Raw genomic sequence first — 22,260 nt, 5'->3', positions numbered from 1 at the left:
AGCTCCGATCGTTCGAGGAGCGATTCTGCGCCACGACCCGGGTCTTGCCACAAGCCCCGGGACACGGTATACGTTAAGAATGGAAGGAGTGGGTGCTCCTCTTTCCATTCCTGGAATCCAGATCCGCCCCGCAATCCGCTCAGGTCCGCGCCGAGGGCGCCGATCGGGTTGAGGTGGGCGTCGGACTGTGGGGCCGGCTCAGCCCGGCTGAATCCGAGGAGCGATGGACGCATCCGAGCAGGCCCGCATCGCCGAACTGCACGAGTACCGGCTGCTGGACGTGCCGGCCGGGGCCGAGCTGCCGGCCCTGGTGCGGCTCGCGGCGGCGGTCGCCGGGGTGCCGACCGCGACCCTGAACCTCATCGACGAGCGCCGCCAGCACCAGCTGACCACGGTCGGGTTCGTCGGCGGCGACTCGCCGCGGGCGGACTCGATGTGCGCGGTGCGGTTCCTGGAGGGCCGGACCGTCTGGACCCGGGACGCGAGCCTGCACCCGGACTACCGCGACAAGCCGGCCGCCGGCACGATCCGCTTCTACGCCTCGGTGCCGCTGATCACGCCGGGCGGCGCCGTGCTGGGCACCCTGTGCGTGTTCGACGCCGTGCCCCGGCACCTGTCCCGCGAGCAGGTGCGGCTGCTGGAGGACGCCGCCTCGGTCGTCGTCGCGGTGTTCGAGCGGCGCCGGCAGTCCCGGGTCAACGCCGGGCTCGCCGCCGAGACCGAGCGGCAGCGCAGCGAGGACCAGTTCCGGCTCACGTTCGACAACTCACCGCTCGGCCTCACCCTGGTCAGCACCGAGCCCGACACCTTCGGCCGCTACCTGCGCGCCAACCCGGCGATGACGGCGATCACCGGGTACGCCACCGCCGAACTCACCGCGATGACCTTCCGCGACCTGCAGCACCCCGACGACGTCGGCTCCACCACGGCCTACACCCGGCAGCTCATCAGCGGCGAGCGGGACACCCTCACCGCCGAACGCCGATACGTGCACAAGGACGGCCACACCATCTGGGTGTCGGTCCGGGTCGCCGTGGTGCGTGCCGCCGACGGGCAGCCCCGCTACTTCGTCAACCAGGTCGAGGACATCACCGCCCGCCGGACCGCCGACGCGCAGCTGCGGCGGCAGGCGCAGCTGCTGGACCTCGCCCCGGCCGCGATCATCGTCCGCGACCTCGACGGCACCATCCGCTGGTGGAACAACGGCGCCGAACGCCTCTACGGCTGGCCCCTGCCCGCCGCGGCCGGCCGGCGGGCCCAACGGCTGCTGTGCACCACGTACCGCGGCAGCGACGCCGAGGCGCAACTGGCGGCGCTGCTGCGCGACGGGCGCTGGGAGGGTCAGGTCGAGCAGATCAGTGCCACCGGCGCCGGCATCACCACGCTCAGCCGGCAGGTGCTGCACCGCACCGACCACGACGACACCGCCCAGGTGCTCGAGGTCAACACCGACATCACCGCCGCCCGCACCGCCGAGCAGGCCCTCGCCGACAGCGAGCAGCGCTTCCGGGCGCTGTTCACCAACAGCGCCGCGGGCCAGGTGATCACGTCCCTCGACGGCACGATCATCGACGCCAACCCCGCCTACGCCGCCATGATCGGCTGCCCGCACGACCAGGTCGCCGGCCGCACCGACCGCGACATGCTGCACCCGGACGACCTCGCCGAGAGCCGCCGCCGCATCGCCGACCTCTTCACCGGCGAGCTCGACGCGTACATCCACCAGGGACGGCTCCGCCACACCGGCGGTCACTGGGTCGATATCGAGGCCACCGTCACCCTCATCCGCGACCCGGCCGGCCGGCCCAGCCACGTCATCGCCGTCGTCACCGACACCACCGCCCGCCGCGCCGCCGAGCACGCCCGCGACACCGCGGCGGCCGAGCTCGCCGCCCGCAACCGCGACCTCGAGTCCGCGGACCGGCTCAAGCTCGATCTGATGGGCATCTTCGGCGACCGGATCGGCACACCGGCCACTACCATCCGCGACCACGCCGACCTGCTCATCGGCCACTGGCCGGAGCTCGACGAGCACCGGCGGCTCCTCGCCGTCGACACGATCGCGCGGCAGGCCCGCCAGCTCGACGACACCGTGCGGGAGGTGCTGACCAGGTTCGCCGGACCCTCGATGATCAGAGCAGGTTGAGGAGCCGCTCGGCCTGCTGGTCCAGGGTGCCGGGTGGGTTCCGGCGTTCGGCGGGCCCGTCGGGGCGGAGCAGGTGCAGCCAGAAGATGGCGTAGAGCCGGCGCGCGTCGAGCAGCCGGTCGCCGTCGAGGTCGAACATGGCGAGGAACCCGGTCCAGTCGGCGCGCCGGGCGGAGAGGTGTTCGACCAGGTCAGCCAGTTCGAACTCGCGGTCGGACCGGCCGGCGTCCTCGAAGTCGACGATCCGGATCCGCTGCCCGTCCCACAGGTAGTTGGCGAGGTTCGGGTCGGTGTGGCCCAGCACGGTGTTGCCGGCGGGGCCGACGCGCAGCCCGGCCAGGAAGGACCGGGCGGCGCGGGCGGCCTCGCCCGCCGCGCCGGGCAGGTCCAGCCCCGCCAGCCACTGCGTCATCTGCGCGTGCAGCTCGGCGGGGTGGTCCCGGCGGGCAGGGAGGTCAGCGCACGGCACCGACCACAGCCGGCGCAGCGACGCGGCCAGCGCGGCCTGCTGACCGGTGTCCAGGCCGTCGGTCAGCGGCGTGCCCGGCAGCAGGCTCATGCTGACGGTGGGCGGGTCGGCATCCAGGTCGGCGGCGATCGGCTCGGGCACCAGGTCGGGATACCGGGCGTACACCCGGCACAGCACGGCCCACTCCCGGCGGTGTTCCCCGCGCGACCACGACACGTACCGCTTGGTCAGCCGACCGCCGTCGACGAGCAGTTCGTGCGTCTGCACCACCCGCCGACTCCGGTCCGTCAGCCGACGTCGGGTTGGTGCGGGCGGAACAGGTCGTTGAGGTCGGCCTGGGAGAGCTGGTCCTGGGCGTAGGTGAAGGTGCCCTGCGCCAGTTCCTGGGCGGCGCGCTGCAGGTGGCGATACATGGCGCGGGCGATGCTGCCACCGACGGTGACCCGGCGCACGCCGAGGTCGCGCAGGTCGTCGAGGGAGAGCGCGTTGCCGGTGAGGCCCATGACGACGTTGAGCGGGCCGTCCAGCTCGCGGACCAGGGTGGCGATGGTGGCGGCGTCGGCGGCGCCCGGCACGAACGCGCAGTCCGCGCCGGCCGCCAGGTAGGCGTTGGCCCGCTCGACGGACTCGGCGACGGAGCCGCCGACCAGCAGCGTGTCGGTGCGGCCGACGAGGACGAACGGCTCGCCGGCGGCGTCCACGGTGGCCCGGGCGGCCCGGATGCGGTCCACCGCGAGCGCCGGGTCGTGCAGCGGGCGGGCCCGCTCGCCGGTGAAGTCCTCGATGTTGCCGCCGGCGGCCCCGGCGGCCAGGGCCATCCTGATCGTGGTCGCGACCGTCTCCGGAGCCTCGCCGAACCCCTCCTCGAGGTCGGCGCTCACCGGCACCGCGACCGCGGCGGTGATCTCACGGACCCGCCGGAGCATCGTGTCGCGGTCGATGCGGCCGGCGGGTCCGTGCTCGGCGAAGAAGTCGTGGTCGGGGCGGCCCAGGGAGAACGCGATCCCGGCGCTGGTGGTCGCCACGGCCGGGAAACCGGCCGCCTCGAGCATCCGGGCGCTGCCGATGTCCCACGCGTTGGGCAGCAGGAAGCAGCCCTCCCGGTGGAGTTCGACGAAGCGTTTCCGCCGGTCGCCGTCCAAGCCACGCCTCCCTGGTGAAGATCAGCTCGCGCCGATGTCGAAGACGTTACCCTCCGGGTCGGCGAGCGTCGTCCAAACCACGCCGTACTCGGCGAAGTCCGCGACGTGCTTGGCGCCGAGGCCGACCGCGCGGGCGACCTCACCGGGCAGGTCGGCCGTGTGCAGGTCCAGGTGGATGCTGTTCTTGCCCGGGGTGCGGTCGGGCACCTGGATGAACATGAGCACCGGGTGGGCGCCGGCCGAGCGGCCGACGGTGGCGAAGAACTCGGTCGGCGAGGGGTCCACCGCGCGGTCCAGCAGCGCCGCGTAGAACGCGGCGAGGGCGGCCGCGTCCGTGCAGTCGACGGTGACGTGGGCGATGGCGAGGTCGGTCATGCGAAGCGCTCCTCAGGTTGGATGGGCCAGCAGATCTCGGTGCGGAACTGTTCCGGGTCGCCGGTCTCGTCGGGGCCGACGAGGTAGAGCTCGACGATCGGGTCGGGCAGTGCGATGTCGTGCTCGGCCACGTGCCGGCCGAGCCGGCCGTAGGTGATGTCACAGTCGCTGAACGGTCCGCTGTGGACGGCGACGGCGTACCGGGCGGGCGGGAGGATGCCGAAACGGTCGTCGCCGGGTGGTACCGCTGACGCCGCCACCGGCACGAAGGCGACGACGTCACCGGTCTCGCCCTCGAAGAACTCCGCCGAGTAGGTCGCCCCCGCGGGTCCCGCCGGGTCGGTGCCGAGCGCGCCGAGGACCGCGTACATCTCGGGGTAGACCCGCCGGCAGAAGTCCGTCACCTCGGTGCGGGCCAGCCGCGCCGACATCCGCAGCACCGGCGACCCCGGCGCCCGGCGGTGCCGCACCGGCAGGTCGGGCTCGGACCCCAGCAGCCGCCGCAGCGAGGCCACGACGTCCCGGGTGCGGGTGAGCTCGGCCTCCATCCGGTCCAGGTGCCGCGCCAGCGCGTCCTGCCGCGCGGCCGGGTCCGGCTCGGCGAGCACGCCCCGGATCTCGGCGATCGGCATGTCGAGGTCGCGCAGGCGCCGGATGAGGTGCGCGTCGTCGACCTGACCGGGTGCGTACCGCCGGTATCCGGTGCCGTCGACGCTGGCCGGCACCAGCAGCTCGATGTCGTGGTAATACCGCAGCGTCTTGGCGCTGAGGTGGCACAGCCGTGAGAACTCCCCGATGGTGACGCCCGGTGTCATGCGTCCAGTCAACCCGTTCCAGTAGCTGGAAGGTCAACCCTCAGCGGTGTGACACCAGTTCGGGTTCGGGGTGGTGGCTCGCCTCCGCCGCCAGCCGGGTGCCCTCGATGTCCACGTCCGGCAGCAGCCGCTGCAACCGGCGCGGGAGCCACCAGGCGCTGCGCCCGAGGATGTGCAGCACCGCCGGGACGAGGGTCATGCGGACGATGAAGGCGTCCACGGCGACGCCGACGGCCAGGGAGAAGCCGATCGCCTTGATGATGACGTCGCCGCCGAAGATGAACGCGGTGAACACGGCCGCCATGATCAGACCGGCGGCGGTGACGACCCGGGCGCTGTCGCGCATCCCGTCGACGATCGCGCGGCGGGCGTCGCCGTGATGGGTGAAGGCCTCCTTGACCCGGGAGACCAGGAACACCTCGTAGTCCATCGCCAGGCCGAACAGGATGCCGATGACCAGCACCGGCAGGAAGCTCATGATCGGGCCCGGGGCCTGCACGCCGAACACGCCGCCGAGATGGCCCTGCTGGAACACGAAGGTGACCATGCCCATCGAGGCACCGAGGGACAGCAGGAACCCGGCGACGGCCTTCACCGGCACCAGCACCGAACGGAACACCAGCAACAACAGGAGCAGGGCGAGCACGACGATGAGCGTCAGGAACGGGGTGAGGGCGCTGCCGAGCTTGTCCGACACGTCGTTGTTGAACGCGGTGGTGCCGGTGACGTACGCGGTGATCCCGGCCTGCCGCTTCGCCTCCTCGCCGGCCGCGCGGATCCGCTTGACGAGGTCCTTGGTCTGCGGCGAGTCGGGGCCGGACTTCGGGATGACCGACAGGATCACCACGTCGCCCGCCTGGTTGGTGGCCGCGGGGACGGCCACCGCGACGTCCGGGTCGGCCTGCACCAGCGGCGCGGCCTGCTCGCCGACGGTCTTCATGTCGGTGCGGCCGGGACCGTACAGCACGAGCGTGAGCGGGGCGTTGAAGCCCGCGCCGAAGCCCTTGGCGAGCAGGTCGTAGGCGCGGCGTTCGGTCGTGCCGGTCGACTTGGTGCCGTCCGACGGCAGGCCCAGGCGCATGTCCAGCACCGGCAGCGCCATGACGCCGACGACGGCCAGGCAGGCCAGCACCGTCAGCCACGGCCGGGCGGTCACGACGCGCGCCCAGCGCTGCCCGAACGGCCTGGCCTTCGGCTCGGCGCGCCGGTTCAGGAACGCGACGCGGCTCCGGGCGATGCGGTGCCCGGCGACGCCGAGGACCGCCGGGGTGAGCGTGACCGCCAGCACGACGGTGACCGCGACGGTGGCCGCGGCGCACAGGCCCATCACGGTCAGGAACGGGATGCGGGCCACCGCCAGGCCGCACAGGGCGATGATCACGGTGACGCCGGCGAAGACCACGGCGCTGCCGGCGGTGCCGGTGGCCACCGCGATCGACTCGTCGACGGCCATGCCGTCGCGGACCTGCTGGCGGTGCCGGGCCACGATGAACAGCGCGTAGTCGATGCCGACCGCGAGGCCCAGCATCGTGGCGAGCGCCGGCGCGGTCGAGTTGAGCGTGACGAACCCGGTCACCACCTGGATGCCCAGCATCCCGACACCGACCCCGACGAGCGCGTTGAGCAGCGGCATGCCGGCGATCACCAGGCCGCCGAGCGTGAGCGCCAGCACCAGGTACGCGACGATCATGCCGGACAGCTCGCTGCTCGCGCCGTGCGCCTCGGTGGTCGACACCACCCCGCCGGAGAACTCGACCTGTAGCCCGGCGGCGCGGGCCGGCCCGGCGAGCGCCTCGAGGGCGTCCTTGGCCTCCTGGGTGACGTCGGCGACCGGCACCGCGTACTGCACGTCGGCGAACGCGATGCGCCTGTCCGCGCTGAGCGTCGCCTCGGTGAACCCGGTGACCGCGATGACCTGCGGCGCCTTGGCCAGCGCGGTGAGCGCCTCGGCGGCCCGCGCGGTGTAGTCGGCCTCGTCGAGGGTGTGCCCCTTCGGCGCGGCGACGACGATCCGGGCGCTGGCGCCGCCGGTGCCGGGGAACTTCGTCGCCAGCAGTTCGATGGCGCGTTGCGACTCGGTCCCGGGGATCGTGATCGCCGACGTGGTCGGCTGCGCGAACGCCGCCGCGGACACGCCGACGGCGACGAGGACCGCCGCCCACACGCCGAGCACGGTCCAGCGGCGGCGGGCCGCGAAGGCACCGAGACGGTGCAGCAAGGTCGCCATGAGACTGCTCCCTTCGACCGGCCGGCCCACCGAGCATATGGCCGCTGCGTTGCCATACCGGGCCGGAACAGGGAAAACGCCCCCCGGCCGGGCCCCCGCCACGGCACGCGTGGCGCCCGGTGGTGCCGCGCTGCCATGCTGGACCCCATCGAAACGAGTGGAGGCGTCACTGGCGACGCGCCGGCACGGGCGGACGCGTCCGCGCTGCTGCCCGCGAAGCTGGCCCGGCCCGAGCCGGTGGAGCGGTGGCTGCGGCGGGAGCGGCTCATCGACGCGCTGTGGAGCCTGACCGACCGGCCGGTCACCGTCGTCACCGGCCCGGCCGGGTCCGGGAAGAGCCAGCTGATCGCGGCGTGGGCCGACGACAGTCCCGGCTGGGACACGATCGCCTGGCTCACCCTCGACCAGGACGACCGGCGACAGCCGGCGCGCATGTGGCGGCACCTGCTGGCCGCCCTGCGGCGGGCCGGCGCGCTGCTGCCCGCGGCGCTGCTGGACTGGACCGATGGGCCCGATCACCGGGCCGTGATCGAGGTGGCGGCGGTGCTGGCCCGGCATCATGACCCGATCGTGCTGGTCCTGGACGACGTCGGCTGGCTCGACGCGGAGCAGCTGCACGAGGTCGAGTTCCTGCTGCGGCACGCGCAGGGCCGGCTCCGGCTCGTGCTGATCGGCCGGCACCGGCCGCAGTTCCCGCTGCACCGCTACCGGCTGACCGACCAGCTCAGCGAGGTGCCCGCGGCCGACCTCGCGCTGCACCCCGCCGAGGTGCGGGCGATGTTCGCCCTGTACGGCATCGACCTGACCGACGCCGCCCTCGACGAGGTCACCCGGCAGACCCGGGGCTGGCTCGCCGGGGTGCGGCTGTGCGCGATGGCGATGCGGGACGAAGACGGCGTGACCGTGCCCGCGCTGGCCGGCCACGACTACATCGTCGACTACTTCGCCGGGGAGATCCTCGACCGGCTGACCCCGCCGCAACGGCGGCTCCTGGCCGGGGTCGGGCGGCTCGACGCGTTCACCGCCGAGCTCGCGGCGCTCGTCGGCGGCCCGCACGGCACCGGCGCCACCTGGGATGTGCTCGCCGACCTCGAGGAGGCCGGCGCGTTCCTGGAGGACGTGCCGGGGATGCGGGGCACCCGCCGGTTCCACCCGCTGTTCCGCGCGGTGCTGCGCGACCGGCTGCCGCTGCCGGCCGAGGAGGAGCGCTCCGCCCGGCTCGTCGCGGCCCGGTGGTGCGCCCGCCACGGCGAGCTGCCCGGGGCGGTCGGGCACGCCGCCGCGGTGGGCGCCTGGGACGCGGCGGCCCGGTTCGTCGTCGACGACCTGGCCGTCGCCGAGGTCATCATGGACGGGCCGACCGGGCGGCTCACCGGCCTGCTCGCCGGCATGCCCGCGACACCGGGGACCCCGGAGGGCGTGATGGTCGCCGCCGCGCTCGCGCTCAGCCACGACGACATCACCCGCGCCGAGCGGCTGCTGGCCGGTGACGCGTGGCTGCCCGGCCCGGACGCGGCACTGCCGAGCCGGCTCGCGGCCTGCATCGTGCGGCAGTCGGTCGCCTACGAGACGGGCGACGCCGAGCTGCTCCAGGCGGTCACGCAGACGGCGATGCAGCTGCTGCCCCAGGTCGACCACGGCCGGGTCGCGGCCCGGCCCGAGCTGTCGGTGTTCGTGCTGTCCGGCGTCGCGACCGCGCACCTGCGGGCGGGACGGCTCGCCCAGGCCGCCGACGGGTACGCCGCGGCGGTCCGGGCGGCGGTCAGCGAACGGTGCGGCGGGCTGCTCGCGTACTGCACGCAGCACCTGGCCTTCACCGAGGCGCTGCTGGGCCGGCTGCGGGCGGCGTACGACGCGGCGCAGCGGGCGTCCGACGTCGTGGCGCGCACCCAGGAGCTGAACCGGGGGCCGCGGCACGTCGCCGACGCCGCCCTCGCCTGGGTGGCGGTCGAACGGTACGACACCGCCGCCGCCTGGCACTACCTGCGCACCGCCGAGGCCGGGCTGGAGGCCGGCAGCGGGCCGCGGGAGAGCGTCTACGCGGCCAGCCTGGCCATCGTGCGGTCCAGGCTGCTGCGGGCCCGCGGTGAGCTGCCCGCCGCGCTGTCGGTGCTGCGCGGCACGCCGGTCGCGGCACCGGCCCGCAGATGGGTGCGGCACGAGCTGGACCTCGCCGAGCTGCGGGTCCTGGTCGCGATGGGCCGGCACGAGGAGGCGTTCCGGGGACTGGCCCTCCTCGGTCTGGACCGGCCGGAGGTCGACGTGGTCCGCGGCGCCGCCTTCCTCGCCGCCGGCGACCCGCAGCACGCGGTCGAGTGCGCGCACCGGGTGCTGCGGCAGTTCGGCCTGCCGGTGGGGGTCCTGGTCGACGCCTGGCTGCTGGTCGCCGCGGCCACGGCCCGCCAGGGCGACCAGGAACGGGCCGCGGAGGCGCTGCAGACGGCGGTCGAGTTCACGGTCGACGACGGCGGCACGCGCGCGGTCTACGAGTCGGACGCCGTCCTGCGCCGGCTGTTGCGGCTGCCGGGTGTCGCGCCGGCGGATCCGGGCCGGCCGCTGGTGGCCGGGCCGGTGCCCGTGCTCAGCGCCCGGCAGGCGGAGGTCCTGCGGCACCTGGCGGCGCTGACGCCGGCGGAGGAGGTCGCGGCGATGATGCACGTGTCGGTGGGCACGGTGCGCACCCACATCCGCGACGTGCTGCGCAAGCTGCAGGTGACGAGTCGCAGCGAGGCCGTGCGCCGGGCCCGCGAGCTCGGCCTGGTCTGACCGGCGATCGCGCCGCGCTCCCCGACCGGCGTGGGTCGGGAAGCGCGACGCTGCGCCTACGGGATGAAACGCACCTCGGGGAACGCCCGGGACGGGCCTTCGAGGAGGCGCTGGCGGCGGTGGCGCAGGTGCTGGTCGAAGAACGCGAGGGGGTACGCCTGCTGGATGCGCAGCCCCCGGGACGGCTCGAGGGGGCCGATCCAGCCCAGCAGTTCCTCGTCGCTCATTCCGACCACGGCCGCCAGCTGCGGCACCAGCACCTCGTAGTCGCAGTACGAGCGGTGGCTCGCGCCGTCGGCCTGGATGTTGAGCCGCCATCCCTTCAGGTGCGACCAGCATTGGGCGACCGGCTCCTCGGCGCGGGTGAACTCGGCGGTCATCAGCATGAAGGGCCGGTCGAGATCGGTCTCGACGAGCGGCTCCATCGGGGCGTCGATGGCCAGCCCGGCGCGCACCCGCCGGTCCGCCAGCATGGTCCAGGCGGTGGCCGTCGCACCCTTCGACCAGCCGAACATGCCGATGCGACGCGGGTCGAGGGCGCCGCGCAGCCCGGCGGGCAGCGGCCGGTGATCGGCGTCGGGGTTCCGCCCGGCGGCGAGGTCCTCGATGCAGTCCAGGACGAACGGGATGTCGTCGGCGAAGTCGCGGGCGCCGAGGAAGAAGTCCCCGTCCCGCAGCGGTTCGAGGATCCGGCCGTCGGGGAACCCGGTGAACGCGTCATAGGTGTGGTCCACGGTCACCACCACGTATCCGTGGCTGGCCAGCTCCTGCACCACGGTCGTGTACTCGAAGCGGTGGCCGTGCGCGCCGTGCGAGAACACCACGACCGGCAGCCGCTCGCCCGACCGGCGCACCGGGGCGCCCGAGCGGCCGGCCGTGAACGGGGTCGACACCACGTCGGGCGGGAACTCGTTCTGCGTCAGCAGCGCGTTCAGCGACGCGTCGGGCAGCCATTCCGCCCGCGGGTACCGGGCCACGTCGCGGGCCGGGTACCAGACACTGGCCATCAGCTCGCGGTGGTGTGGCGGACCGGTCAGGGGATCCGGGCGGGACCGGTCGACGAGGTGCAGCGGGACCGTGCCGACCGGGAACGGTCCGGTCGGCGCGGGCAGGACGAGCCGCGGCGGCCCGGCGGCGGCCCCGGCCGCGGCCCGGCCGGGCACACCGAACGGCACGGTGAGCCCCGCCGCGAGGGCCGCGGTGAGGACGCCACGGCGGGACAGGCGGGCACGGTCGATCTGCGGTGCGGACATGGTGCCTCCTGGTGTCTTTGGGGCGGGTGTCATTGGGCGGGTGTCATTGGGGCGATTCGACGCGGGCGATGAGTTGCTTGAGGCGCGCGATCTCCTCGGCGAGCGCGGTGGTGCCCGCCGGGGTGAGGGTGATCCAGGTCCGGCCGCGCTTGCCGGCGTACCCCTTCTCGACCTCGACCAGGCCCGCGGTCTCCAGCACGCCGAGGTGCTGGGAGAGGTTGCCGGCGGTCAGTTCCAGCTGGGTGCGCAGGAAGCCGAACTCCACCCGGCGGGCCTCGTGCGCGATGGTGAGGATGCCGAGCCTGACCCGCTGGTGCACGACGTCGTCGAGCCCGGTGACCGGGTGCGGGCCCCCGGTGTCGTCGTTCACCGGGACCGCGGTCGTTGCGCCGGCGCGAACCCGGCGCTGCCCAGCAGCAGGACGCCGCCGCCGATGAGGCCACGCACGTCGGCGAGGAGCCGGCGGGGATCGCCGGCAGGCGCCGCATCGGAAGTCATGCCAATAGGTTTGCACAACAAACCGATTGGCGCCACTGCTACTTCGCGAAGAGTTGTCGATGTCGCGCAACCCCGGGCGGGCAACCGGGCGTTGGGTTGAGGAGTCCAACATCGTGACAGCGCCGAGCAACGGGGGCCGGATGAGCCAGGACAGGCGTCTCACGCTGGTGGCCGCCGGGGCGGCGCTGCTGGCCGCGCTGCCGGTGACCACCGTGTTCGACCACGCGACCTGGGCGGTGCGGGCGGCGCTGGTGGTGGCGGCCATGTGCGGCGCGGCCCTGCTGGCGCACGGTGGGCGCGCACCGCGCTGGGCGCCGGGCGCGGCCATGGCGCTCGCCGGACTGCTGGTCCTGACCTGGCTGTTCCCCAGCGGCCGCGAATACGGCGGCGTCATCCCCGCACCGGGCACCTTCGCCCACTTCGGTGCCCTGCTGCGCACCGCCGGCGACGAGATGCGCAGGTTCGCGGCACCCGTCAGCGACCGGGAGAGCCTCCTGTTCGTCGCCGTCCTCGGCGTCGCCGTCGTCGCCTGGCTCGTCGACCTCTTCGCGGTCGTGCTGCGCCGGCCCGCGCTCGCCGGGTTGCCGATGCTCGCGGTGTATTCGGTGCCGGTCGCCGTGACCGACGGCAGCACCAGCTGGTGGCCGTTCGTCCTGGGCGCGGTGGGCTTCCTGTGGCTGCTGGTGGCCGACAACGTCGACCGGGTCCGCCGATTCGGCCGGCGGTTCAGCGGCGACGGGCACGACCTCGACCCGTGGCAGCCGTCGCCGCTCGCCGCCGCCGGCCAGCGGCTCGGCGCCGTCGGCGTCGGCCTGGCGGTCCTCGTGCCGCTCGTGCCGTTCGCCATGCCGGGCGGCGCCCTGGACCGGCTCGACGGCTGGGGCGCGCCGGACGAGAGCCGGTCGGTGAGCATGCTCGCCGAGTTCGCCGGCCGGCTGCGCCAGGGCCCGACGGTCACCATGGTCACGGTCACGAACACGACCGAACCCGACCCGTACTACCTGCGCCTCAACACCCTCGACCGGCTGACCGAGCGGGGCTTCGCCGAGCGGCCTGCCGGCACCGGCAGGCCGGTGCTCGACGGCTTCGACCGGCCGGCGTGGGACGGCGCGGTCACGAGCACCGAGCACCGGGCCGACATCGTGGTGTCCGCCGGGCTCGGCGACGGCTACCTGCCGATCTACGCGTGGCCGTCCCGGATCGACGGCGTCGATCGCAGCTGGACGTTCGACCCCCGGACCACGGTCGTGTCCTCACGGCAGCAGACCGCGGCGGGGCGGCGCTACTCGCTGACCTACGCCCGGCCCGACATCACGCCCGAGGACCTGCGCGGCGCGGCCCCGCTGGACCCCACCGACCCGGCGGTCAAGGACATGCTCGCCGTGCCGGCGAACGCGACGGCCCGGTCGACCGTCGCGCACCTGGTGCGGGGCAAGGCGACTCAGCTGGACAAGGTCACGGCGATCCGCGAGTTCTTCTCGACGGCGAACGACTTCCGCTACGACACCGGCGTCGGCCCCGACATCGACATCGACGGCTTCCTGCGCACCAGACACGGGTTCTGCGTCCAGTACGCCGCGGCGTTCGGCTGGCTGTTGCGCGAGGCGGGGATCCCGTCCCGGGTCGCGATCGGCTTCGCCCGCGGCGTCAAGCGCAACGGCGGCACGGTCCTGACCAACCGGGAGCTGCACGCCTGGACCGAGGTGTACTTCCCCGGGTTCGGCTGGCTGCCGTTCGACGCGACCCCACCATCGGCGATCAGTGGCTCGGCGGACACCAGTTACGTGCCGGGCGCCGCCGCGACCGGGGAGCCGGAGGACCAGCGGCGGGGCGGTCCCGCGCCCGGCCCGACCGCGACGGGCAACGAGCCGACGCCGGGACCCACGGCCCCGGTGGTGACCGACCCCGGTGGCCCCGGCGACGCGGCTGGACCGTCCATAGTGGAGCTGTTGGTGACGGCCGGTCCGTGGGCGCTCGTCCTGCTGCTCCTGCTCTCCCCCGCGGCGGCCCGCCGCCGGGCCCGCGGGAACCGGCTGGCCCGCGCCTCCAGCGGGAGCACCGAGGACGCCGCGAGATCGCACGCGCACCACGCCTGGGACGAGCTGATCGACACCATGCTCGACTACCGGCTGCCCGTCCGCGACACCGAGACGCCCCGGGCGACCGTCGAGCGGCTCGTCGTCGAGGGACGCCTGCACGAGCGGGCCCGCGCCGGCGTCCGGCAGCTCAACGAGGTCGAGGAGCACGCCCGGTACGCCCGCCGCCCCCTGGAGGCACGGGAGCTGCGCAGCGCGCTGGGGGCGGTCCGCGAGGACCTCGCCGGGCACGCGTCCGCCGCCATCCGGATCAGGGCGGTCCTGCTGCCCCCGTCGGTGCTGCGCCGGTGGCGGGCCGCCCTGCACGGCGGACGGCCGCCGCGGGTTGCTCAGGCCCACGGCGGCCGTCATGGCGGACGCCCGCCGCGGGTTGCTCAAGCCCACGGCGGCCGTCACGATTACCGGGCGGTCAGCTGAGGTACTTGGCCGCGTACTCCTGGGCGTCCTGGACGATCAGGGCGACCCGGTCGGGCGCGGCGGTGAGGGTGTCGTCGACGACGGTGAGCGTCGGGATGACACCCTCGCGGACCGGCAGCCGCCAGTGCGCGTTGTAGCCGGCCTCGTGCACGCCGGTCGAGCCGTGCGCGGGGTCGCCGAGGCAGATGTGGCCGAACGACCGGTTGGTGCCGGTGAACAGGGCCTGATCCGGCTGGTCGTGATGGGTCGGCACGGTGTCGCGGTGGCCCGCCTGCACGAGCGGGATGATGCCGCCGATCCCGTCGAACCAGGCCTCACCGGCGATGAGCAGGTCGGGGCTGCCGTCGCGGAGCAGGTCGACGAGGGCCTGCAGGCCGGCCGTGGTGCTGCCGCGCGGGTCGTTGTTGTACATCGCGGAGATGTCCAGGAACGCCGCGTCGAAGCCGTACTCGTGGTGCAGCCGCACGATCTGCTCCGCGAGGTGCCGGCGCCACGGCTCGTAGGACGGGTTGATCAGGGCGCCCCAGCTGTGGTCGAAGTGCCGGGACGCGTCCCAGTCGACCGAGCCGATCGGGGTGTGCCCGCTGGGGTTGAGCAGCTGCCCGGGCGCCGCCCAGGTCTCGAAGCCGGGCAGGTCGCGGGCGGCCACATTGGCGCCGAACATCGGCATGATGCGGGCACCGAGCTGGTGCGCGCCGTCGATCAGCCGGCGGAAGCCCTCGGCGCCGCCGAGCCGCTCGTCGACGTCGAAGCGGCCGTACCAGCGGTAGTACCGCCCCTCCCAGCCCGGCAGGTAGGCGAGGATGTGGGCCGGGTCGATCTGCTCGCCGAGCTGTCGCAGCGCGTCGAGCATGCCGTCGTAGTCCAGGAACACCCGGCCGGTGAAGTGCATGCCGTTGAGGGAGACGACGAGGGAGGTCCGGCGCAGCCAGGCGGGCACGTCGGTGCGCTCCTCCCAGGTGGGCAGCGCGTAGGCGGCGCGGACGTGCGCGGTGTGTTCGGCCAGGACGGGGGCCAGGTCCGCGGTGCGGCGCAGCTCCCAGACCGGCACGTCGAACTCGGCGGACGGCCGGGTCGCGGCGGCGTCGGCGATGAGTTCGAGGTCGCAGGTGTCCGGCGCGTCGAAGTGCGGGACGACGGCGAACCGCTTGCTGCGCACCTCCCCGTCGAGGCTGCGGGCGACGGTGACCGTGCCGTCGGGCCGCCTGAGCCCGAGCAGCGGGGTGGCGAGGTCGAACCAGCCGTTCGGGTACTGCACGACCCGCCCGGTGGCCGGCACCGGCAGGTCGCCCTCGCGCAGGGCGGTGACGTCGCCGGTCGGCTGGTCGTGCAGGACGACGGCGACGCAGCGGATGCCGTCGCGGTGGGTGGCGCGGACCGACACCCGGACCGCGCCGGGTTCGTCCTCGATGCGCACGACCGCGCTCCCGGGGCCGCGTTCCTGACCGCCGGCCCAGGTCAGGCCGTCGGCGACGACGGTGGTCGTGGCACCGTCGGTGTCCACCCGCAGGGTGTCCGGGTCGAGCCCGTACACGTTCTCGCCGGTGTGGATCCGGACGGTGATCGGGCCCAGCGACGTGGTGATCCGGGGGTGCGGCCACCGGAAGCTCAGGTCGTGCATGGTGCTACTCCTTGAGGAAAGGGGTCAGGACGCGAGCCGGCTGCTGAAGCCGGACTTGCCCGTGGAGATGGCCTTCGCGGTGTCGCCGGTGAACACCCAGTCCCGGACGAACTGCAGGTACGGCCCGGTCGGGTCGATGAACAGGGAGTTGTACTTGGCGGTCACCGGCACCTTGGCCTGCGCGATGAGCTTGTTGGCCGCGAGCAGCCGCGGCTCTGCCTGGGTGAAGCTGTTGTCCGCGGCGTCGGAGCGGACGGTGAGCTGGCCGGTCTTGGCCACGACGGTCTTCTGCACGTCCTCGGACATGCTCCAGGCGATGAAGTCCCAGGCCGTCTTGGCGTTCTTGGCGCCCTTGGCGATGCCGATGACGTCGCCGCCGAGGAAGGCCGACGTGCCCGAGCTGCCCGGGATCGTGGTGACGCCGAAGTCGAGGCCGGCCTGCGCCTTGTAGACGCTGACGGCGAAGCTGCCCAGCGCGACCATGCCGATCTTGCCGGACTGGAAGCCGGTGAGCCAGGTCGCGCCGTTGTCGTCCTTGACCGCGGCCGGCATGAGCTTCTCGTCCCACATCGTCTTGTGGGCGTTGAGCGCGGCCGCGACCGCCGGGTCGTCGAGGGTCGCCTGGGTGCCGTCGGCGTTCATGATGTCGCCGCCGCTGGCCCAGATGTACGGCAGCAGCGTGTACGCGTTGCAGCCGGCGCAGTTGCCGGCGAAGGCGAAGCCGTAGTTTCCGTCGCCGAGGGCGGTGATCTTACGGGCCGCCCCGACCACCTCGTCCAGCGTGGCCGGCGGCTTGGCCGGGTCGAGTCCGGCCTTCGTGAACAGCGTCTTGTTGTAGTAGAGCATCGACACGTCGAGCTGGTGCGGCAGCGCGAAGATCTTGCCGTCGACGGTGCTGACCTCCACGGCGGCCGGCGCGAGCGCCTTCTTGTAGGGCAGCGCGTCCACCTGCGCGGTGATGTCGGTCAGCAGTTTCTGGCTGGTCAGCGACTTGACGTTGGCGATGTCGACCGCGACGAGGTCGGGCGCGTCGCCGCTGCGGACCGCCTGGACGTACTTCTGCACGTACTGCGCGTCCGGGACCGTCAGCATCGTGATCTTGCGGTTGGGGTTGGCGTCGTTCCAGGCGGCGACGAGCGCCTTGTCCATCGGCTCGTCGCCGGCGCGGACCCAGAGGTTGGCCGGGCCATCACCGGTGAGTTCGGCCGGGGCCGCGGACGTGGTGGCGTCGTCGGTGTTGCTGCAGGCGCCGAGGGTGACCGTGATGAGGGCGGCCAGGACCGGCGCCAGCCGGCGCAGCCGGGGCGTTGAAGACATTGCGGGACTCCTGTTGGGGGTGTGTGCGGAGTGGGGGCTATCCCTTGACGGCGCCGCCGGTCAGCCCGGCGACGTAGTAGCGCTGCAGGATCAGGAAGATGGCGATGCAGGGCAGGGCGGCGAACACGGCTCCGGTCTCCAGCACGCCCCAGTTGAGCGTCCCGCCGGCACCGGTCTGCAGGTTGGCCAGGACGACCGGCAGCGTGTACTGCTGCTGCCGGGTGGTGAAGATGAGCGCGGCGAGGAACTCGTTCCACGCGGTGAAGAACGCGTAGAGCGCGACGGTGGCCACGCCCGGCGTGACGATCGGCAGCAGCACCCGCCGCAGCGCCGAGAGCGAGCCGGCGCCGTCGACGATCGCGGCCTCCTCGATCGCCGGTGGCACGGCGGCGAAGGCAGCCCGCATGGTGAAGATGCCGAACGGCAGCGCGAACACGGTGTAGACCAGCACCAGCCCGAGCCGGGAGTTGGTCAGCTGGAGCGCGTCGAGGATGACGTACAGGGACGGCACGATCGACTGGAACGGGATCATGAGCGTGGACAGGACGATCAGGAACAGCACCCCTTTGCCGGGGAACCGGAACCGGGCGAAGCCGTAGCCCGCGAGGACCGACAGCGTGCTCGCCGCGACGACCGTGCCGGCGGTGACGATCAGGCTGTTGGTCACGTTCTGCCAGAGCCCGGCGTCGAGCAGCCTGCGGTAGTTCTCCAGGCTCCAGGTCGTCGGCAGCAGCGTGGGCGGGCTCTGCGCGAACTCGGCGCTGCTCTTGAACGACGACACCACCAGCCAGGCGACGGGCGCGACGAACAGCAGGGCGAGCAGCCCGCACACGGCGTAGAACGGCACCGCCGGCAGCCACTCCGGGCGCCCGGTCCGCCGCCTCGGCGGGGTGGCGGACTCGGCGGCCGCGGTCGTCGCGGGCTCGAGCGACGTCATGGTCACGAGTCCTCCCGGGTGCGCACGAGCAGCAGCTGGATGCTCGTGAGGATGAGCAGGATGACCATGAGCGCGATCGACATCGCGGCGGAGTAGCCGAGGTTGAAGTCGATGAACCCGGCCCGGTAGATCAGGTACACCACCGGGATCGTGCTGTTGTCCGGGCCGCCCTGGGTCAGGATGAAGAACTGGTCGAACGCCAGGTAGCTGCCGATCACGGTCAGGATCAGCACCAGCCCGACCGTGGGCCGCAGCAGCGGCAGCGTGATGGAGAAGAACACCCGGATCCGGCGGGCACCGTCGACCTGCGCGGCCTCGTAGAAGTCCTTCGAGATCGCCTGCATGCCGGTCATCAGCAGCAGCATCGTCAGCCCGACGGTCTTCCACACGACCAGCAGCACGACCACGGTCAGCGCCGACGGGTAGGAGCTGAAGACCGACACGTTGCCGTCGGCCAGGCCGGTCCGGCGCAGCAGGTCGGGCACGATGCCGATGCGGTCGTCCAGCAGCCACAGCGTCAGGTAGCTGGCGGTGGCGAACCCGATGACGACCGGCATGACGAACGCGGTGCGCAGCAGCCCCACGCCGCGCCTGCGGTGGCGAACCGCCGAGGCGAGGGCGAAGCCGACCACGAGCAGCGCCGCGGTGACGATCACCGTGTACACGGTGGTGAAGCCGAGGCTGTGCCAGAAGGAGTCGTCGCCGGTGAGCCGGCGGTAGTTGGCCAGGCCGACGAACCGCCGCTCGCCGAGCAGCGACCAGTCGTAGAACGACATCACAGCCGTCACGATGATCGGCAGGACGAACATGCCGAGCACGAGCAGCACGGCCGGTGCCACGAACAGCAGGCCCATGCGTTGACGGCGCGCCATAGAGCCGCGCCGCCTGCGCCCGGTCAGGACGGGTACCGCCATCGCCACTCCTTCGCGAGTTACGTAATCGATTTCGTGGAGTGCACGTTACAACCGCGCGTCCGATCCGTGTCAATAGTGTCAGCAGGACTTTCTGCTAGTGTCCCGTACGCCAACATTCACGTAATCGATTAGGAGCGCCCCTCGTGAGCAGCCCGCGCAGCGCGGCCGCCCGCGTCACCATGCGTGACGTCGCTTCCGTGGCCAAGGTCTCGACCGCCACCGTGTCGAAGGTGCTCAACGACCGCCCGGACGTCGGCGCCGAGGTCCGCCAGCGGGTGCTCGACACGATCACCCGGCTCGGCTACCGGCCCAACACCGTCGCCCGCGGGCTGCGCTCCCGGCACACCGGCACCATCGCCATTCTGACCGACGACCTCGAGGGTATCTTCACCAACGCCCTGATGCGCGGGGTAGAGGACGCCGCCTCGACCTACGACGTCTCGGTGCTGTTGGCCAACAGCTACGGCGACCCGGAACGGGAGCGCAAACACCTGCGCCGGCTGCTCGACCGCCAGGTGGACGGGCTGATCATCATGTCCGGCAACCGGGTCCGCCCACGGACCGGACCGGCCCTGCCGCTGCCGGACACGCCCTACGTCTTCCTGTACGAGTACGGCGTCGGCCAGGCCGTGCCCAGCATCCTGCCCGACGACCGCGGCGGCGCCGTCCTCGCCGCCGAGCACCTCATCGAGATCGGCCGGCGCCGGATCGGCTTCATCAACGGGCCCGCGTCCTGGGAGGTGACCGCCGACCGCCTCGAAGGTCTCACCGACGCCATGCGCGCCGCCGGTGTCCCGCTCGACCCGGCGTTCGTCCGGCACGCGCCGTCCTGGGCCCCGGAGGACGGCTTCGCGCTCGCCGACGCCATGCTCGCCGCGGCCCAGCCCCCCGACGCGATCTTCTGCGCCAGCGACGACCTGGCCACCGGCGCGCTGGCCGCGATCCACGAACGCGGCCTGAGCATCCCCGGCGACGTCGCGGTGGTCGGATTCGACGACCGGTCCCTCGCCGTGCACCAGCGACCCCCGCTGACCACGGTCGCGCTGCCGCTGCTGGAGATGGGCCTGGTCGCCGGTCAACGGCTCCTGGCCGCGATCGACGGCGAGGCCCAGCAGCACGAGCTGATCCGGATCGAGTGCCAGCTGCGGGTCCGTGCCTCCACCGTCGGCGCCGCGGCCTTCAGACGGCCCTGATCTCACCCGGTCGCCGGCCACCTCGAGGTGGCCGGCGCCTGGGGAACAGCGGTGGTGGCGCCCGGCGCGCCGTGCGCCGCGGCCAGGTCCGGCGGGACGAGCGGCGGCAGGCCCGCGAGCAGGCGCTCCGGTGGGACCAGCCGGCCGCCGACCCGCTCCGCGCAGCCGTGGCAGCCGCGCAGGTGCCGGCCGATCCGCTTGCGCCACAACGGATCCGGCTGCCCATCCCAGCCCGCCACCAGTGCCGGCAGGTCGTCGCAGGCCGGGCGGCCGCGCAGCACACCGACCACCCGCCGGGCCGTGTCCAGCTGTTCGCGCATGCGCTGCACGCGGACCGCCACGTGCGGCACCGGCAGCGCGACCGCGGCGGCCACGTCGAACCGGCTCAGGTGCCCGCCGACCTCCAGCCACCACAGCGACAACAGGTCCCGGTACGGCGGATCCAGCCACCGGGTCGCCTCCGCCACCTCCCGCTGCTCGCGGGTCAGCGCCTGCCGCAGCAGGACGAGCCCACCGACGGCGGCCGGGTCGGTGCGCCGGTCCCCCGGGGTCGGCCGCTGCCGGCGGGCGTCGGCGAGGTGCCGCACGGCGATCGTGACCACCCAGGCGCGCAGCCGCGTCGGCTCACGCAGCGTCGGAACCCCGGCCACCAGTCCGGCCATGGTCTCCCGGACGATGCCGTCGACGTCCAGGCCAGGCTCCGCGGCCCGGCCCACCACCGTGTACACCAGCGGCAGATAGCGCGCGGCCAGCGCACGCATCGCGCCCCGCTCGCCGGCGCGGACCGCCGCCACGAGCTCGTCATCCCGTCGTTCCGGTGCACTCACTGCCCGCTCCCCGCGCTCGCACCTCGGCACGGCCGCCCACCGGGCGGCCCTTCGGGTGCTACAGACCGGGAACCCACCGGCCGGATAACACTTTTCAGGGCGCTCCCGGAAGCACCGCCACGAGCAGGAACCGGCGGTGGGGTCGTCGTTGATGGTCGTGCCGGTGTCGGCGAGCGGGCCAGCGACGGGCGACCGGAGCCGGCGGGTGCGGCATGATGCGTCAATGGCCGAGCAGAGGTGGGACGGCACGACCCGGGTGACGTCGCCGACGTCGCCGCAGGTGCTGGTGCGGCAGCGGCTGGCCGACTGCGCGAAACGGTACGACTGGCCAGCGGTGTTCGCGGTCCTCGACGCCGAGCCGGGCCTGGTCAACTCGGTCCGTCCCGGTGGCACCTCGTGGTTCGCGCCGCTGCACCAGGCGGCGCACGCGGGCGCGGCCCTGGAGGTCGTCGAGCGGCTCGTCGGGCTCGGCGCCTGGCTCGGGTTGCGCACCGCCGCCGGTGAGCGCCCCGTCGACCTGGCCCGGCGCGGCAACCACGCGCACCTGCTCGGCGCTCTCGAGCCACCCCGGCGGGCCGACGTGCCGGCCGAGACGCTGCGCCGCATCCAGGTGTATCTCCACGCCGTCATCCGGGCCCGGGCGGGACACCTGGTCGACGAGCACGCGCTGCGGCTGCCGGAGCTCGACGTGCTGCTGGAGCTCGACGAGCCGCGGATGGTGTTCCCGGTGCCGGGGCTGCACGGCCGCTTCGAGCTCCGGCTCGAACCCGACGGGCCCGGCACCAGGCTGTTCGTCGACGTGTTCGCCGAGCGACACGAGGTCACCGCGCGGGAGGTGCGGTTGCACGCGGTTGCCGATGCGGCGGCGGTACGCGTCCCCGACGAGCACGCCGGCTTCCCGGAACTGGTGACGTTCGCGCACACGTACAACGGCTACGACCTGCACGGCGGGTCGGCGGGACTGTCCGAGCTGGCGGTCCCGGTCCAGCGCCACTGGGAGCGCACCGGCGAGCTCCCCGGCGACGTCGACGTGCTGCGGGCGTGCCTGTTCTTCCAGCAGCGCTCCCACTACTGGGACGGCGGATCGTGGGACTTCGGGACGGCACCGCTGGTCGTCGCCCTGCTCGCCCGGATCCGCGCGCTGTGCGCCGGCACCGTGCCGGTGCGATCCGTGAAACCCACGGTGACGACGAAACCCTGAAGGACGAACGGGCATGGACGACACGGCCGCCGTGTAGCTGCACCTC

The 22,260-nt window shown here is 73.4% G+C and carries 18 protein-coding genes; 5 read left to right on the top strand and 13 right to left on the bottom strand.

Annotation, left to right across the window (positions count from 1 at the left end; genetic code table 11):
• The first annotated feature begins 223 nt into the window (after nucleotides 1–223).
• Entirely contained in the window at nucleotides 224–2,146 is a 1,923-nt protein-coding gene (locus Dsi01nite_RS32320; RefSeq protein WP_203850103.1) for a PAS domain S-box protein, read from the top strand.
• On the opposite strand, the gene Dsi01nite_RS32315 is transcribed toward Dsi01nite_RS32320, so the two are convergent.
• Genes Dsi01nite_RS32315 through Dsi01nite_RS32295 form a run of 5 tightly spaced genes read right to left on the bottom strand, consistent with a single transcriptional unit; the run spans nucleotide 2,133 to nucleotide 7,174 of the window.
• Entirely contained in the window at nucleotides 2,133–2,885 is a 753-nt protein-coding gene (locus tag Dsi01nite_RS32315; RefSeq protein ID WP_203850102.1) for an aminoglycoside phosphotransferase family protein, read from the bottom strand. The genes Dsi01nite_RS32320 and Dsi01nite_RS32315 overlap by 14 nt on opposite strands.
• Before the next feature lie 17 nt (nucleotides 2,886–2,902).
• Entirely contained in the window at nucleotides 2,903–3,757 is an 855-nt protein-coding gene (locus Dsi01nite_RS32310) for an isocitrate lyase/PEP mutase family protein (RefSeq protein WP_203850101.1), read from the bottom strand.
• Nucleotides 3,758–3,778: 21 nt separating this feature from the next.
• Nucleotides 3,779–4,132, bottom strand: coding sequence for a VOC family protein (locus tag Dsi01nite_RS32305; RefSeq protein WP_203850100.1), 354 nt, complete (start codon nucleotides 4,130–4,132; stop codon nucleotides 3,779–3,781).
• Nucleotides 4,129–4,947: a MerR family transcriptional regulator gene (locus Dsi01nite_RS32300; RefSeq protein ID WP_203850099.1), complete on the bottom strand. Its 819-nt coding sequence runs from the start codon at nucleotides 4,945–4,947 to the stop codon at nucleotides 4,129–4,131. The genes Dsi01nite_RS32305 and Dsi01nite_RS32300 overlap by 4 nt, the downstream gene beginning before the upstream one ends.
• Nucleotides 4,948–4,987: 40 nt before the next feature.
• Nucleotides 4,988–7,174, bottom strand: coding sequence for an MMPL family transporter (locus Dsi01nite_RS32295; RefSeq protein WP_203850098.1), 2,187 nt, complete (start codon nucleotides 7,172–7,174; stop codon nucleotides 4,988–4,990).
• A 135-nt stretch (nucleotides 7,175–7,309) separates the two neighbouring features.
• Here Dsi01nite_RS32295 and Dsi01nite_RS32290 point away from each other — a divergent pair, with 135 nt between their 5' ends.
• Nucleotides 7,310–9,940, top strand: coding sequence for a winged helix-turn-helix domain-containing protein (locus tag Dsi01nite_RS32290; protein ID WP_203850097.1), 2,631 nt, complete (start codon nucleotides 7,310–7,312; stop codon nucleotides 9,938–9,940).
• Nucleotides 9,941–9,996: 56 nt separating this feature from the next.
• Here Dsi01nite_RS32290 and Dsi01nite_RS32285 read toward each other — a convergent pair whose 3' ends face one another.
• From Dsi01nite_RS32285 to Dsi01nite_RS58445, 3 genes are read right to left on the bottom strand one after another with little or no spacing between them, the layout of a single operon-like run.
• Nucleotides 9,997–11,193, bottom strand: a complete 1,197-nt coding sequence (locus Dsi01nite_RS32285; protein ID WP_203850096.1) for an alpha/beta hydrolase family protein — start codon at nucleotides 11,191–11,193, stop codon at nucleotides 9,997–9,999.
• 43 nt (nucleotides 11,194–11,236) lie between these two features.
• Nucleotides 11,237–11,563, bottom strand: a complete 327-nt coding sequence (locus Dsi01nite_RS32280) for a winged helix-turn-helix domain-containing protein (protein WP_203850095.1) — start codon at nucleotides 11,561–11,563, stop codon at nucleotides 11,237–11,239.
• Nucleotides 11,560–11,691: a hypothetical protein gene (locus Dsi01nite_RS58445; protein WP_275423433.1), complete on the bottom strand. Its 132-nt coding sequence runs from the start codon at nucleotides 11,689–11,691 to the stop codon at nucleotides 11,560–11,562. The genes Dsi01nite_RS32280 and Dsi01nite_RS58445 overlap by 4 nt, the downstream gene beginning before the upstream one ends.
• Nucleotides 11,692–11,831: 140 nt before the next feature.
• Here Dsi01nite_RS58445 and Dsi01nite_RS32275 point away from each other — a divergent pair, with 140 nt between their 5' ends.
• The gene (locus Dsi01nite_RS32275; protein WP_203850094.1) at nucleotides 11,832–14,204 is read left to right on the top strand and encodes a transglutaminase TgpA family protein; all 2,373 of its coding nucleotides are present in this window, start codon (nucleotides 11,832–11,834) and stop codon (nucleotides 14,202–14,204) included.
• On the opposite strand, the gene Dsi01nite_RS32270 is transcribed toward Dsi01nite_RS32275, so the two are convergent.
• Genes Dsi01nite_RS32270 through Dsi01nite_RS32255 form a run of 4 tightly spaced genes read right to left on the bottom strand, consistent with a single transcriptional unit; the run spans nucleotide 14,197 to nucleotide 18,993 of the window.
• Nucleotides 14,197–15,825, bottom strand: a complete 1,629-nt coding sequence (locus Dsi01nite_RS32270) for an alpha-amylase family protein (protein ID WP_203850093.1) — start codon at nucleotides 15,823–15,825, stop codon at nucleotides 14,197–14,199. The two genes, Dsi01nite_RS32275 and Dsi01nite_RS32270, sit on opposite strands and share 8 nt — an antisense overlap.
• 24 nt (nucleotides 15,826–15,849) lie before the next feature.
• Nucleotides 15,850–17,142, bottom strand: a complete 1,293-nt coding sequence (locus Dsi01nite_RS32265; RefSeq protein ID WP_203850092.1) for an ABC transporter substrate-binding protein — start codon at nucleotides 17,140–17,142, stop codon at nucleotides 15,850–15,852.
• A gap of 37 nt (nucleotides 17,143–17,179) precedes the next feature.
• Nucleotides 17,180–18,079: a carbohydrate ABC transporter permease gene (locus Dsi01nite_RS32260; RefSeq protein WP_203850091.1), complete on the bottom strand. Its 900-nt coding sequence runs from the start codon at nucleotides 18,077–18,079 to the stop codon at nucleotides 17,180–17,182.
• A gap of 2 nt (nucleotides 18,080–18,081) precedes the next feature.
• The gene (locus Dsi01nite_RS32255) at nucleotides 18,082–18,993 is read right to left on the bottom strand and encodes a carbohydrate ABC transporter permease (RefSeq protein ID WP_203850090.1); all 912 of its coding nucleotides are present in this window, start codon (nucleotides 18,991–18,993) and stop codon (nucleotides 18,082–18,084) included.
• 143 nt (nucleotides 18,994–19,136) lie between these two features.
• On the opposite strand from Dsi01nite_RS32255, the gene Dsi01nite_RS32250 reads away from it, so the two are divergent.
• Nucleotides 19,137–20,186: a LacI family DNA-binding transcriptional regulator gene (locus Dsi01nite_RS32250; RefSeq protein ID WP_203850089.1), complete on the top strand. Its 1,050-nt coding sequence runs from the start codon at nucleotides 19,137–19,139 to the stop codon at nucleotides 20,184–20,186.
• A 2-nt stretch (nucleotides 20,187–20,188) separates the two neighbouring features.
• Here Dsi01nite_RS32250 and Dsi01nite_RS32245 read toward each other — a convergent pair whose 3' ends face one another.
• Nucleotides 20,189–21,013 (bottom strand): RNA polymerase sigma factor, encoded by an 825-nt coding sequence (locus tag Dsi01nite_RS32245; protein WP_203850088.1) that lies wholly within the window; start codon nucleotides 21,011–21,013, stop codon nucleotides 20,189–20,191.
• A gap of 223 nt (nucleotides 21,014–21,236) precedes the next feature.
• Between Dsi01nite_RS32245 and Dsi01nite_RS32240 the strand changes: the two genes are divergently transcribed.
• Nucleotides 21,237–22,214 carry an ankyrin repeat domain-containing protein gene (locus Dsi01nite_RS32240; RefSeq protein ID WP_203850087.1) on the top strand — a complete coding sequence of 326 codons (978 nt, stop codon included), beginning with the start codon at nucleotides 21,237–21,239 and terminating at the stop codon, nucleotides 22,212–22,214.
• The last annotated feature ends 46 nt before the right edge of the window (nucleotides 22,215–22,260 follow it).

The sequence above is a fragment of the Dactylosporangium siamense genome (genome assembly GCF_016862795.1).
Taxonomy (GTDB): Bacteria; Actinomycetota; Actinomycetes; order Mycobacteriales; family Micromonosporaceae; genus Dactylosporangium; species Dactylosporangium siamense.
The sequence above is the reverse complement of the archived record's forward strand: the minus strand, read 5'-3'. Positions and strand labels throughout refer to the sequence as shown.